We start from the raw sequence: 461 nt of genomic DNA, 5'->3' as shown, positions 1-461 counted from the left end.
CTCCATTTCCACGGCGGCCATTTGGGTGGCGAGCAACTGGGCGAAGCCGTGGGCGATGGAGCGCTGGGTTTCGGTGATATTGCGTGGATCGCGGTAGTAGAACTTGAGCGTTCCCTCCACTCGGCCGCCGACGAACAGCGGCTCCACGATGGCGGCCTTGATGCGGCTCTGCTCAACGGGAATAGGCAGGCCGATCTCCTCGGGCGCCAGCAGCACAAGTGTTTACCCTTGGCGAATGCACTCGTGGGTGGCGCTCGTGCGGATGGCGATGCCCGCCGGGTTGTGGGCCTCCTGGTAGCCCGCGTAGCCGAGCACGTTCTCGCAGTTGGTGAGGGCGACCGCGATGGCCGAGGTGTTCGGCAGCAAAAGCTCGCACACCTCCTGGGACGCCTCCTCGGTGAGCCCGTCGCCCATGGCGTCGCTCGTCTCCATGACCGGCACCTTCTGGGACACGGTCATCT

General features: G+C 65.3%; 1 protein-coding gene and 1 pseudogene. Both read right to left on the bottom strand.

The genetic code is table 11. The annotated features are described in order from the left end of the window. The coding region (locus NE591_RS12350; RefSeq protein WP_371130600.1) for a GAF domain-containing protein at positions 1–216 on the bottom strand (216 nt) is incomplete at its 3' end. Between the two features lie 6 nt (positions 217–222). Then, positions 223–461 (bottom strand): annotated as a pseudogene (locus NE591_RS12345) (hypothetical protein); the annotation flags it as partial.

The sequence above is a fragment of the Adlercreutzia sp. DFI.6.23 genome, from assembly GCF_024462535.1.
Taxonomy (GTDB): domain Bacteria; phylum Actinomycetota; class Coriobacteriia; order Coriobacteriales; family Eggerthellaceae; genus Adlercreutzia; species Adlercreutzia rubneri.
This window is presented reverse-complemented; position numbering and strand designations above follow the sequence as displayed.